General features: G+C 69.3%; 6 protein-coding genes. 1 reads left to right on the top strand and 5 read right to left on the bottom strand.

Going from position 1 to position 12,542, the window contains the following annotated elements:
* Positions 1-33 precede the first annotated feature (33 nt).
* Complete coding sequence (locus tag FJ694_RS25110) at positions 34-9,639, bottom strand: SdrD B-like domain-containing protein (protein ID WP_198320983.1); 9,606 nt, start codon at positions 9,637-9,639, stop codon at positions 34-36.
* On the opposite strand from FJ694_RS25110, the gene FJ694_RS36790 reads away from it, so the two are divergent.
* The gene (locus tag FJ694_RS36790) at positions 9,559-10,143 is read left to right on the top strand and encodes a hypothetical protein (protein ID WP_198320986.1); all 585 of its coding nucleotides are present in this window, start codon (positions 9,559-9,561) and stop codon (positions 10,141-10,143) included. The genes FJ694_RS25110 and FJ694_RS36790 overlap by 81 nt on opposite strands.
* 214 nt (positions 10,144-10,357) lie before the next feature.
* Here FJ694_RS36790 and FJ694_RS25105 read toward each other — a convergent pair whose 3' ends face one another.
* The 4 genes from FJ694_RS25105 to FJ694_RS25090 form a co-directional block, all read right to left on the bottom strand.
* Positions 10,358-10,558, bottom strand: a complete 201-nt coding sequence (locus FJ694_RS25105; RefSeq protein WP_157270061.1) for a PEP-CTERM sorting domain-containing protein — start codon at positions 10,556-10,558, stop codon at positions 10,358-10,360.
* 359 nt (positions 10,559-10,917) lie between these two features.
* Positions 10,918-11,514, bottom strand: a complete 597-nt coding sequence (gene recR / locus FJ694_RS25100) for a recombination mediator RecR (protein WP_157270060.1) — start codon at positions 11,512-11,514, stop codon at positions 10,918-10,920.
* Positions 11,515-11,530: 16 nt separating this feature from the next.
* Positions 11,531-11,857, bottom strand: coding sequence for a YbaB/EbfC family nucleoid-associated protein (locus FJ694_RS25095; protein WP_157270059.1), 327 nt, complete (start codon positions 11,855-11,857; stop codon positions 11,531-11,533).
* A gap of 36 nt (positions 11,858-11,893) precedes the next feature.
* The coding region (locus FJ694_RS25090; protein WP_310735066.1) for a DNA polymerase III subunit gamma/tau C-terminal domain-containing protein at positions 11,894-12,542 on the bottom strand (649 nt) is incomplete at its 5' end.

Genomic DNA, 12,542 nt, shown 5'->3' with positions numbered 1-12,542 from the left:
CGACGCCGCCCGGACCGCCGCTCACCCGGCCGGTCAGGCTGCGGCGGCCACCTGTTGCGCCTGCGCCGCGAGCTGGCGCAGCAGCTCGGCGGCGTCCGCGCAGCCGGCGTCGATGGCCGTGGCCGCGGGCGCGGCGGCCGCCGCCGCCGCCGTCGCCGGTGCGCCGGCAACCGTGTCGCTGCCGCCGAGCAGCGTGTCCAGCGACGCGCCGGCGTCCACCACCTGCGACAGCGCCGGCACCGCGCCCAGCTCGGTGTCGAAGTGCACGTCGGTGAGCTGGGCCTGGCGGCCGTCGGCCATGGTGGCCGAGCTGCTTTCCAGGTGCAGGTTGCCCTGCGCGTCCCAGAAGGGTTGCAGCGTGTACGACACGTTCAGGCTGCGCACGCCGGCCTGCGCCAGCGTCTGCAGCTCGTCGGCGCTGCTCTGGTGGTTGCCGTCGAGGTCGCGCCAGACCAGCAGCTCGCCGAAGCGCGCGTCCTGCGCATCGACCTGGCCGTCGCCGTTGCTGTCGAAGGCCGCCAGCTTGTTGAAGCCGTCGCCCTGCGCCGTGCCGCCGAAGAGCTCATGGATGTCGTCGATGCGGCCGTTGCCGTTGGCGTCCACCGCCAGCAGCGCGTCGCCCGGGGCGATCCAGCCCGAGGCGATGGCGCGGCCGTCGCCCGTCAGGTCGAAGCTGCCGGTCGCATCGGCGCGCGCCACCGTCTGGATCACGCCGTCGCCGTCGAGGTCGATGGCAATGGGCGTGATGGTGGTGGACTTCGCCGACACCGTGAGCTGGCTGACCTTGAAGTAGTCGTCCGGGGTGGAATCGCTGATGCTCGCGCCGATGACGAGCACGTTGCCGGCCACGCCCGCGGAGTTCAGGTCGGCCCAGCGCGTGGTCGTGGACGTGGTGTCGTTGGCCTCGTAGCTCATGGCCAGCAGGGCCGAATCGCTCAGCGAGGTCAGCGACGTGGCCGAGTTGCCGACGAAGGCCGCGAGGTCGCTGTCGTTGTAGACGTAGCCCAGCCAGGCCTTGTCCACCACCACGCTCTGCGAGAACTGGTAGACGACGAAGTTGTAGCGCCCGACGTTGTCGATGGTGTGCGTGACGCCCGAACCGCTCTCGCTGCTGTCGGTCACGCCCAGGCCGCCGCTGAAGGCGCCCAGGTAGGCCTTGCTCCACGTGCCGTTGCCGTCGCGGCTCCAGGCGGTGGCCGTGACGGTGACGCCGCCCACGGTCCAGCTGCGGCTGTTGCCGTAGCTGCCGCTGGTGGCGGAGCTGCCGTCGAAGCTGTAGGTCAGCGACACCTGGTTGGGCGCGAAGCCGGCGTCCGCCAGGTTGGTGTTGCTGCCCGAAGCCAGGCTCACCTGCGCCAGGCCGGCAGCGTCCACGTCGGAGTCCACCGCCTCGTTGCTGCCCGCGTGGGCCGTGGTGAAGGCCTGGTAGCCGCTGGGCTTGACGACCTGGATGCGGTAGTTGCCGGGCGTGAGGTTGGCGAAGCTGTAGTTGCCGCCGGTGTCGGTGGTGGTGGTGGCCAGCACCGTGGTGCCGGTGGCGTCGAGCAGCCGGACCGTGACGCCGCTGACGCCGGCCTCGCCGCTGTCCTGCAGGCCGTTGCCGTTGGCGTCGCACCAGACGCGGTCGGTGAGCAAGGCCCTCTGGTAGAGGCCCGCGTCCACCGACTGCACGTGCTGGCCCGAAGCCACCGTGACGGCGGCCGTGACCTTGGTGGTGGGGTCGAAGTCGCTGTCGAGGGCATCGTTGGTGCCCTTGTCCTTGCCGCTGAGCAGCCAGCCCGTGGGCGTGACGATGCCCACCACGTAGCTGCCCGTGCCGACGTTGAAGGCGTAGTTGCCGTTGGCGTCGGTCACGGCCGTCTGCAGCACCGTGCCGGCGGTGTTGCGCAGCTGCACCGTCACGCCGGCCAGGCCCTCCTCGCCCGCGTCCTGGAGGCCGTTGGCGTTGGCGTCGAGCCAGACGCGGTCGCCGATGGACTGCAACGGTGCCGCGGGCGTGGACAGCCAGGCCGCGTCGCTGTCGCTGACCTTCTGGCCCGAGGTCGCGTCGGTGCCGGTGACGGTGGCGGTACCGCCGTAGGTGAGGCCGCTGGTGACGGTCTCGCTGGCCCGGTAGGTCCAGGTCTCGCCCGCGTCGAGGCGGCCGTTGGCGTTGGCGTCGCCGCCGGTGAAGGTGATGCCGCTGAGGCGGTCGTCGCCCAGCGTCACGTTGGACAGCGCCACCGTGCCGGTGTTCTTCACCACGTAGGTGTAGACCGCCTTGCCGCCGACCGGGACGACCGGGCCGCTGCCGGCGGTGTCGGCGTCCACGTCGGCCGTGATCACGGTGCTGGCGCCGCCCGTGGCCGGCGTGCTCAGGTCGGCACCCAGGCTGTTCTGCGCCTGGAACAGGTTGGCCGGCGTGGCGTAGTCGCCCGTGGCGAAGGCCTTCTGCACCATCGAGACGATCTGCTCACGGGTGTAGAGGTAGTCCACGTAGGGGTTCGCGGCGTTGAGCAGCGCCGCGGCGGACTGGCGCATCAGCGCCGCCATGCCGCCGCCGCCCGTGCTCAGCGCCTGGTACAGCGTGGCGGTGCCGGCGGCCGGCACGCCGAAGAGCGCCGCGTAGCTGGCATCGGCCGACAGCCCGGTCTCGGGCCAGCCCGACAGCCCGGCGCTGCCGTAGACGCTGTGCGTCTTCCAGAAGCCCGGCGACAGGCCCTCGGTGCCGCCGCCGTTGCCCGGCGTGGTGTATTCGCCGCGGACGAGCTTCTCCACGTCGATGCCCAGGCTGCCGGCCTTGATGCCGAGGTCCAGGCTGCGCTCGGCCTGGCCCGAGGCCAGCGTGACCTGCGCGGTGGCGCCGGTGGCGGCGTCGGCATCGCTGTCGAGGGCGTCGTTGCCGCCGGCGTCACGCGCGGTGGCGACGTAGCCCGCGGGCAGCGTGGAGAGGTCGAACCTGACGCTGTAGGTGCCCGGCGTCAGCGCGGTGAAGAGGTAGTTGCCGCTGGCATCCGTGGTGGCCGTCTGCAGCGCCGCGCCGGTGGCGCCGACGAGGGTGACCTTGACGCCGGAGACGCCCGCTTCGCCGCTGTCCTGCACGCCGTTGCCGTTGGCGTCGAGCCAAACGCGGTCGCCCAGGCTGGCGGCCTGGTACAGGCCGGCGTCCACGGTGAGCTTCTGCACGCCGGCGGTGACGGTGACGGCGTCGGTGGACTGGGTCGCGGCGTTGAAGTCGCTGTCGATGGCGTCGTTGCCGCCCTGGTCCTTGGCCGTGACCTGGTAGCCCGCGGGCGCGACGATGCTCACCACGTAGGTGCCGGCGGCGACGCTGAAGCTGTAGTTGCCGCTGGCGTCGGTGGTGGTGGTCTGCAGCACGGTGCCGGTGCTGCTCTTGAGCTGCACCGTAACGCCGGCGATGCCGGCCTCGCCCGCGTCCTGCCGGCCGTTGCCGTTGGCATCGAGCCAGACGCGGTCGCCCAGCGTCTGCGTCGTGGCCGAGGCGGTGGCGCTGGTGACCCAGGCGGCGTCGCTGTCGGTGACGGTCTGTCCCAGCAGCACGTCGCGGCCGGTGACGGTGGCGTTGTTGACCACGGTGGCGTTGGCGGCCACGGTCTCGCTGGCGGTGTAGGTCCAGGTCTCGCCCACGTCGAGGCGGCCGTCGCCGTCGGTGTCGCCGCCGACGAACTTGAGCGTGGCGATGCGGTCGTCCACCACGCGCACGTCGGCGATCTCGGCGTTACCGGTGTTCTTCACCACGTAGGTGTAGACCGCCTTGCCGCCGGCCTGGATGAAGGGCGCCTCGGCGGCGCTGTCGGCGTCGACGTCGGCGGTCACGACGGCCACGCTGCCGCCGCTGGCCGGCGTGGTGAGGTCGGCCTCCTTCTCGTTCTGGACGGCGAACAGGTCCTTGGTGCCGTCATAGCTGCCGCTGGCGAAGGCGGCCTTGACCATCGAGACGACCTGCTCGCGGGTGTAGAGGTAGTCGATGTTGGGATTGGAGGCATTGAGCAGCGCCGCAGCCGAGTGGCGCAGCAGCGCATTGACGCCGCCGCCGCCGGCGCCCAGCGCCTGCAGCAGCGTGGGCGCCGCGCCGGGGACGTCCACGCCGAAGATCTGCTCGTAGCTGGCGTCGGGCGACAGGCCGGTTTCGGGCCAGCCCGCCAGCGGCGAGGGACCGTAGCTGCTGTGGTTCTTCCAGAAGCCCGGCGTCAGGCCCTCGGTGCCGCCGCCGGCCGTCTGCACGGTGTACTCGCCGTGCACGAGCTTCTCGATGTCGATGCCCACGGTGGGCGCCCACACGCCGGCGTCGAGCGTGCGGTTGTCCTCTCCGGAGGCCAGCGTGACGACCTGGGACTTGCCGGTGGCGGTGTCCACGTCGGAGTCCGCGGCATCGTCGCCGCCGGCGTCGCGCGGCGTGAACACGGTGTTGGCAGGCTTGCCGAACACCACCTGGTACTGAACGCCAGGCGTCAGGCCGGTGAAGCGGTAGTTGCCGTTGGCGTCCGTGACCATCGTGGCGACGGTGACGTCGTCGGCCGTGCCGATGACGCCGTCGGCGCCGCCGCCGATGAGCGTGACGGCCTGGCCGGCGACACCCTGCTCGCCTGCGTCCTGCACGCCGTTGCGGTTCGCGTCCAGCCACAGCCGGTCACCCAGCGCCGCGGCCTTGTAAAAGCCCGCGTCCACGGTCGTGACGGCGTCGCCGGACACGAGCGTGTACTGGCCGGTGATGCCGTTGCTGTTGGCATCGGAGTCGGCGGCGTCGCTGACGATGTCCTGGCGCGTGACGGTGAAGCCGTTGGGCGTCACGAACTGCACGTCGTAGGTGCCGGGCTTGAGGCCATCGAAGCGGTAGTTGCCCTGCGCGTCGGTCGTGGTCGTGGCCACGATGGTGCCCGCAGCGTTGCGCAGGTTCACCGTCACGCCAGCAATGCCGGCCTCGCCCGCGTCCTGCTGGCCGTTGCCGTTGGTGTCCTCCCAGACGCGGTCGCCCAGGCTGGCCGGCGTGTACACGCCGGCGTCCACCGTGCGGTTGTCTTCGCCCGAAGTCAGCGTCACGACCGGGCTCTTGCCGGTGGCGGTGTCGGCGTCGGAGTCGGTCGCGTCGGCGCCGATGTCCCGTTCGGTGAACACCGTGCCGGCGGGCTTCGTGAACACGACCTGGTACTGCACGCCCGGGGTCAGGCCCGTGAAGCGGTAGTTGCCATTGGCGTCCGTGACCATCGTGGCCACGGTGACGTCGTCGCCCGTGCCGATGACGCCATCGGCGCCGCCGCCGATGAGCGTGACGGTCTGGCCGGCGATGCCGGCTTCGCCTGCGTCCTGCTGGCCGTTGGCGTTGGCATCGAGCCAAAGGCGGTCGCCCAGGCTGGCGCCACGGTAGAAGCCCGCGTCCACCGTCGTGACGGCGTCGCCGGACACGAGCGTGTACTGGCCGGTGATGCCGTTGCTGTTGGCATCGGAGTCAGCGGCGTCGCTGCCGATGTCCTGGCGCGTGACGGTGAAGCCGTTGGGCGTCACGAACTGCACGTCGTAGGTGCCGGGCTTCAGGCCGTCGAAGCGATAGTTGCCCTGCGCGTCGGTCGTGGTCGTGGCCACGATGGCGCCCGCAGCGTTGCGCAGGTTCACCGTCACGCCGGCGATGCCGGCCTCGCCCGTGTCCTGCCGGCCGTCGCCATTGCTGTCTTCCCAGACGCGGTCACCCAGGCTGGCCGGCGCGTACACGCCAGCATCCACCGTGCGGTTGTCTTCGCCCGACGCCAGCGTCACGACCTGGCTCTTGCCGGTGGCGGTGTCGGCGTCGGAGTCGGTCGCGTCGGCGCCGATGTCCCGGTCGGTGAACACCGTGCCGGCCGGCTTCGTGAACACGACCTGGTACTGCACGCCCGGGGTCAGGCCCGTGAAGCGGTAGTTGCCGTTGGCGTCCGTGACCATCGTGGCCACGGTGACGTCGTCGCCCGTGCCGATGACGCCATCGGCGCCGCCGCCGATGAGCGTGACGGCTTGGCCGGCGATGCCGGCTTCGCCCACGTCCTGCTGGCCATTGGCGTTGGCGTCGAGCCAGAGGCGGTCACCCAGGCTGGCCGTGCGGTAGAAGCCGGCGTCCACCGTCGTGACGGCGTCGCCGGACACGAGCGTGTACTGGCCGGTGATGCCGTTGCTGCCGGCGTCGGAGTCGGCGGCGTCGCTGCCGATGTCCTGGCGCGTGACGGTGAAGCCGTTGGGCGTCACGAACTGCACGTCGTAGGTGCCGGGCTTCAGGCCGTCGAAGCGGTAATTGCCCTGCGCGTCGGTCGTGGTCGTGGCCACGATGGTGCCCGCAGCGTTGCGCAGGTTCACCGTCACGCCGGCGATGCCGGCCTCGCCCGCGTCCTGCCGGCCGTTGCCGTTGGTGTCTTCCCAGACGCGGTCACCCAGGCTGGCCGGCGCGTACACGCCGGCGTCCACCGTGCGGTTGTCTTCGCCCGAGGCCAGCGTCACGACCTGGCTCTTGCCGGTGGCAGTGTCGGCGTCGGAGTCGGTGGCGTCGGCGCCCACGTCCTGGCCGGTGAACACCGTGCCCGCGGGTCGGGTGAAAACCACTTGGTACTGCACGCCAGGCGACAGGCCGGTGAAGCGGTAGTTGCCGTTGGAATCCGTGACCATGGTCGCCACGGTGGTGTCATCGGCCGTGCCGATGACGCCATCGGCGCCGCCGCCGATGAGGGTGACGGCTTGGCCGGCGATGCCGGCTTCGCCCACGTCCTGCTGGCCATTGGCGTTGGCGTCGAGCCAGAGGCGGTCACCCAGGCTGGCCGTGCGGTAGAAGCCGGCGTCCACCGTCGTGACGGCGTCGCCGGACACGAGCGTGTACTGGCCGGTGATGCCGTTCGTGTTGGCGTCGGAGTCCGTAGCGTCATTGCCACCCACGTCCTGGCGCGTGACGGTGAAGCCGTTGGGCGTCACGAACTGCACGTCGTAGGTGCCGGGCTTCAGGCCGTCGAAGCGGTAGTTGCCTTGCGCGTCGGTCGTGGTCGTGGCGATGACGGCGCCCGCCGTGTCGCGCAGGTTCACCGTCACGCCGGCGATGCCGGCCTCGCCCGCGTCCTGCTGGCCGTTGCCGTTGCTGTCTTCCCAGACGCGGTCGCCCAGGCTGGCCGGCGTGTACACGCCGGCGTCCACCGTGCGGTTGTCTTCGCCCGAAGTCAGCGTCACGACCTGGCTCTTGCCGGTGGCGGTGTCGGCGTCGGAGTCGGTCGCGTCCGCGCCGATGTCCCGGTCGGTGAACACCGTGTCGGCAGGCTTCGTGAACACGACCTGGTACTGCACGCCGGGCGTCAGGCCGGTGAAGCGGTAGTTGCCATTGGCGTCCGTGACCATCGTGGCCACGGTGACGTCGTCGCCCGTGCCGATGACGCCATCGGCGCCGCCGCCGATGAGCGTGACGGTCTGGCCGGCGATGCCGGCTTCGCCTGCGTCCTGCTGGCCGTTGGCGTTGGCATCGAGCCAAAGGCGGTCGCCCAGGCTGGCGCCACGGTAGAAGCCCGCGTCCACCGTCGTGACGGCGTCGCCGGACACGAGCGTGTACTGGCCGGTGATGCCGTTGCTGCCGGCGTCGCTGTCAGCAGCGTCATTGCCGCCTACGTCGTGGCGCGTGACGGTGAAGCCGTCGGGCGTCACGAACTGCACGTCGTAGGTGCCTGGCTTCAGGTTCGTAAAGCTGTAGGCGCCGGTGGCGTCGGTGGTGGTCGTGGCTACGACGACACCGTTGGCATCGCGCAGCCTAACCGTCACGCCGGCAATGCCGGCCTCGCCCGTGTCCTGCCGGCCGTCGCCGTTGCTGTCTTCCCAGACGCGGTCGCCCAGGCTGGCCGGCGCGTACACGCCGGCGTCCACCGTGCGGTTGTCCTCGCCCGAAGTCAGCGTCACGACCTGGCTCTTGCCGGTGGCGGTGTCGGCGTCGGAGTCGGTCGCGTCCGCGCCGATGTCCCGGTCGGTGAACACCGTGCCGGCAGGCTTCGTGAACACGACCTGGTACTGCACGCCGGGCGTCAGGCCGGTGAAGCGGTAGTTGCCGTTGGCGTCCGTGACCATCGTGGCGACGGTGACATCGTCGCCCGTGCCGATGACGCCATCGGCGCCGCCGCCGATGAGCGTGACGGTCTGGCCGGCGATACCCTGTTCGCCGTCATCCTGCTGGCCGTTGGCGTTGGCGTCGAGCCAGAGGCGGTCGCCCAAGCTGGCCGTGCGGTAGAAGCCCGCGTCCACCGTCGTGACGGCGTCGCCGGACACGAGCGTGTACTGGCCGGTGATGCCGGTGGCGTTGATGTCGCTGTCGGCAGCATCGCTGCCAATGTCCTGGCGCGTGACCGTGAAGCCGGTCGGCGTCACGAACTGCACGTCGTAGGTGCCGGGTTTCAGGCCGTCGAAGCGATAGTTGCCCTGCGCGTCGGTCGTGGTCGTGGCCACGACGACGCCGTTGGCGTCCCGCAGCCTGACCGTCACGCCGGCGATGCCGGCCTCGCCCGTGTCCTGCCGGCCGTCGCCGTTGCTGTCTTCCCAGACGCGGTCACCCAGGCTGGCCGGCGCGTACACGCCAGCATCCACCGTGCGGTTGTCTTCGCCCGACGCCAGCGTCACGACCTGGCTCTTGCCGGTGGCAGTGTCGGCGTCGGAGTCGGTCGCGTCGGCGCCGATGTCCCGGTCGGTGAACACCGTGCCGGCAGGCTTCGTGAACACGACCTGGTACTGCACGCCCGGGGTCAGGCCCGTGAAGCGGTAGTTGCCATTAGCGTCCGTAACCATCGTGGCGACGGTGACGTCGTCGCCCGTGCCGATGACGCCGTCGGCGCCGCCGCCGATAAGCGTGACGGTCTGGCCGGCGATACCCTGTTCACCGTCATCCTGCTGGCCGTTTGCGTTGGCGTCGAGCCAGAGCCGGTCACCCAGCGAAGCCGTGCGGTAGAAGCCCGCGTCCACGGTCGTGACGGCGTCGCCGGACACGAGCGTGTATTGGCCGGTGATGCCGGTGGCGTTGATGTCGCTGTCGGCAGCATCGCTGCCAATGTCCTGGCGCGTGACCGTGAAGCCGGTTGGCGTCACGAACTGCACGTCGTAGGTGCCGGGTTTCAGGCCGTCGAAGCGGTAGTTGCCCTGCGCGTCGGTCGTGGTCGTGGCCACGATGGTGCCCGCAGCGTTGCGCAGGTTCACCGTCACGCCGGTGATGCCGGCCTCGCCCGCGTCCTGCCGGCCGTCGCCGTTGGTGTCCTCCCAGACGCGGTCACCGAGGGAGGCGTTCTTGTAGAAGCCGGCGTCGATGCTGTTGTTGGTCTCGCCCGGCCTGAGCACGACGACGCTGGACAGCGCCCCATCGCTATTGACGCCGGAATTGGCATTATTATCAATTTGTCGCGGACTTGCAGCATCGAACCCGGTCGGCTGCGTGAACTGCACTTGGTATTGCAGACCCGGCGTCAGCCCCTTGAAGCTGTAATAACCACTGGCGTCAGTCAGCGTGGTGCCCAGCACCTCGTCCGCACTGATGCGACCGTCGCCATTCCGGTCACGCACGAGTTGAACGGTCGCGCCGGCAATACCTTGTTCTCCGGCATCCTGAATACCGTTGGCGTTGAGGTCATGCCAGACATGGTTGCCCAGCTTCGCCGCCTGCGTCTGCATGAAAAGCGGCTGCGCCGGATTACCGTTGGCGAATGTCGGCGTCAGGATCACGCCAATGGTTTCACCTGCGTCCGGCACGTACCCGTCATGGGCAAGCGCCAGGTTGTAGTAATAGTTGATATTCGCGGCATTCTGAACAAGGCGCCCGTCGTTGCTGGTGCCCATCAGCTTCCACACTGCCCCTTGAATATCGGTAAGCGTGAGAATTGGCAACGAGGCGGCGTTCTGGCTGTAGTAATTGATCAGCCAGTTGACATTGTCCAGATTGGCGGCGGCTGTCGCGCTCAAGGTCAGCCCAGGCAGGCTCAACTGCTGCGCAGCCACCTCGTACGACGAGTAAATCGTCACCGACCTGTAGTCGCCGGGAGAAATGCTTACTGCACCATTGAGACACCACGCATCGTAGTACGTTCCACTTCCGGTCAGGCTGAACGTATCATTATTCGTGACCAGCAAATCAAGATAACTGGGATTGTTGCCGGCAGAGATTCCCGGAAAAGATGAATAGCTGAAATTCAGTGTAGACATGGGAAATGGCGTAAAAGAGTGCGAGCGGGACACGGGCCGACGATTACCCGCTCAGCTGAATGGTTGAAAACGCTGCAGAATTTCCATCCGGCAGGCACCCAGATCAATCTTGCAAAGACCGTGATGCCTGAAGCGTCACGCGGCCAGCACCGACAAGTGCCAGCCATCCGTGATGCCGGTTGCGGCTGCCTTACTTTTTCTTCTTGCTGATGAAGGCAACGGCCGCAATACCCAGAACAACGAGCGCCAGCGTGTCGGGCTCGGGCACCGGCGTGGGAGCGGCGCAGAACGGAGGGGTGCAATCGCTACCCGTGTTGCCAGCCAACGCGGGGCCACTGGCTGCTGCGGCCAGGAATGCGGCCACATAGGCCGACTTCAGGAAGGATTTCATGTGCGGGTTTCCCGAGAGTTGAAGGTCAAAAAGTCTGCCGGGCAAGATCCTTCAAATTGAAACCAAAGTGAAAAATCTTGTAGACGAGCCTTCAATGCACGACATGTGCCTGTTTCCGCACATTGTTTGAAATCAACAACTTAGTCTCATGTAACTTTCACGAAATGATGAAACTGTAAGGAATGCCGACAAACACGCTTCCAAAGTAGCAACTCCAGCATATTTGCTACCCGGCGTAAACACGCAGAAACATGCGGCACCGTGTGAAAAACAGGTGCGCTGGACAGCCCGCAGGAGCCAACCAAGCAAGGGAACGCGACGGCGAAAGCAACCGTGGCGGCGCCGCCGCCGCAGGGACTTCAGCGCCGATCGACCAGGGCGTGGGCGATGGTGGACAGGTCCACGTATTCGAGCTCGCTGCCCGCGGGCACGCCGCGGGCCAGCCGGGTGACCTGCAGGCCGCGCGCCTTGAGCGCCTGGGCCAGCACGTGGGCAGTGGCTTCGCCCTCGGCGGTGAAGCTGGTGGCCAGGATGACTTCCTGCACTGGGGCGTCGGCGGCACGCTGCAGCAGCTCGGCCGCGCCGATGTCGCGCGCACCCACGCCGTCGAGCGGGCTGAGCCGCCCTCTCAGGACGAAATACAGGCCGCGGTAGCTGCCGGTGCGCTCCAGCGCGGCCAGGTCGGCCGGGCCTTCGACCACGCACAGCTGGCGCGCGTCGCGCTCGGGGTCGGCGCAGATGGCGCAGAACTCGCTCTCGCTCAGGCCGTGGCAGCGGCGGCAATGGCCCACGTGCTCGACGGCGGCCTGCAGCGCCGCGGCCAGGCGCTGGGCGCTGGCGCGGTCGTGCTGCAGCAGGTGGTAGGCCATGCGCTGCGCCGACTTCACGCCCACGCCAGGCAGGCGGCGCAACGCGTCGATCAACGCGTCGAGATGGCTCGGGGCCGGCGCGTCCAAGCAGTAGCCGCCGCGGTCAGAACGGGAACTTCATGCCCGGGGGCAGCGGCATGCCGGCGGTGAGCTTGGACATCTTTTCCTGGCTCACGGTCTCGGCGCGGCGCACGGCGTCGTTGAAGGCCGCGGCCACCAGGTCTTCGAGCATGTCCTTGTCGTCGGCCAGCAGGCTCGGGTCGATGGTCACGCGCTTGACGTCGTGCTTGCACGTCATCGTGATCTTGACCAGCCCGGCGCCGGACTGCCCTTCGACCTCGACGTTGGCCAGCTCTTCCTGGGCCTTCTTGAGGTTGTCCTGCATCGCCTGCGCCTGCTTCATCAGGCCGGCCAGTTGTCCCTTCAACATCGTGAGTTCCTTTTCGGTTGGGTTCGGTTTGTCGGATCAGTTCGGCTTGATCGAGCCCGGCACGATGCGTGCCGTGGGGTAGCGCTGGAGCAGCTGCTGCACCAGCGGGTCGTCGTGGATGATGCGCTCGGCCTGGCGCTGGCGCCGGTCGCGCTCGGCGGCCTCGCGCAGCGCGGGGGAGTCCTGCGCGCGGCCGGCCTCGACCTCCAGGCGCAGCGCCGGGTGCACGGCCTCGCGCAGCGCGGCCTGCAGCTTCTCGCACAGTGCTGGGTTGCGCAGCGACTCGCGCTCCACGCGCAGACGCCACAGCGGGGCATCGGCCTCCTCGGCGGCAACCAGCTCGGACTGCATTGCCAGCTCGCGCACCAGCGCGAGCAGCTTGAGCTGCTGCACCACCCCGACCCAGCGCTCGCCCAGCGCGGTGGGCGCGAGCTCGGCCACAGCCTCCGCCGGCGGCTGCTGCTGCAGCTGCGGCTGGGGCCGCGCCCGCGCCGGTGGCTGCGCGCTCAACGGTTCAGCCGGCTCCGCCGGCGCTTCGGGCGCCGCGGCACTGCCCTGCCAGCCGGCGTCGTCCTCCCACGGCGGCGCCTCGTCGTGCCAGGCCGGGGGCTCCTCCACGGCAGCGGAGGCGGCACGCGCCGGCGGCGCGGACGGGCGCCGCGGTGGCGGCAGCACGGCCGCTTCG

The sequence above is a fragment of the Azohydromonas aeria genome, assembly GCF_009760915.1.
In the GTDB taxonomy this organism is placed as follows: Bacteria; Pseudomonadota; Gammaproteobacteria; order Burkholderiales; family Burkholderiaceae_C; genus Azohydromonas; species Azohydromonas aeria.
Note: the sequence above shows the minus strand (reverse complement) of the source record. Positions and strands in the feature narration are given on the sequence as shown.

Excerpts from the sequence above, each read along its gene's own strand:
- FJ694_RS25095 (WP_157270059.1), bottom strand. The coding sequence starts at position 11,857 with ATGTTGAAGGGACAACTGGCCGGCCTGATGAAGCAGGCGCAGGCGATG.
- FJ694_RS25105 (WP_157270061.1), bottom strand. The coding sequence starts at position 10,558 with ATGAAATCCTTCCTGAAGTCGGCCTATGTGGCCGCATTCCTGGCCGCA.
- FJ694_RS25110 (WP_198320983.1), bottom strand. The coding sequence starts at position 9,639 with ATGCAGACGCAGGCGGCGAAGCTGGGCAACCATGTCTGGCATGACCTC.